Below are 625 nucleotides of genomic sequence, written 5' to 3' on the forward strand. Positions count from 1 at the left end.
CAGGACCTGTCGGCTATCTGGGGAGAGTTGCTGGGTATAGGGCGGATAGGGATGAACGATAATTTTTTTGAACTGGGGGGGGACTCGATCATCACGATCCAGGTGGTGAGCCGGGCGCGTCGGATGGGTTACGAGCTGCAGCCGAAGGATATCTTCAGCTACCAGAGCATCGGCAGTCTGAGTGCGGCGCTGTTGACGCGTTCAGCGGGGCAGGCGGGTCACTGCGGAGAGCAGGGTTTGTTGACGGGTCCGAGCGGTTTGCTGCCGGTTCAGTCGGCCTACCTGTCTGGGGTAGTCGGAGCGGAAGGAGCAGGATCGCATTTTAACCAGAGCGTATTACTGGGGATCGATAAAGGGGTGGAGGCGGGGGAATTGGAGGGTGCGGTAGGGCAACTGCTAAGCTACCATGATGCGCTCCGGTTCCGGTATCGGCGGGTCTGCGGGGATTGGGTGCAGGAGTACGGGGGTGAACAGGAGGGTGTGCGAACCGCATTTAGGGTAGAGGAAATGGATCAATACGGGCAGGGAGAATGGGAAGGGGTGTTAAGGGATCGGGGGCAGTATTACCAGGAGAGTTTGAATATAGAGCAAGGGGAGTTGATGCGGGTGGTATTATTCCGGACCG

1 protein-coding gene is annotated in these 625 nt (G+C 58.2%); it reads left to right on the plus strand.

The window, feature by feature from the left end:
- Positions 1-625, plus strand: a 625-nt coding sequence (locus tag ACX0G9_RS31725) for a phosphopantetheine-binding protein (RefSeq protein ID WP_459069013.1), incomplete at both ends; no start/stop codon positions are given.

It is taken from the genome of Flavitalea flava (assembly GCF_054461575.1).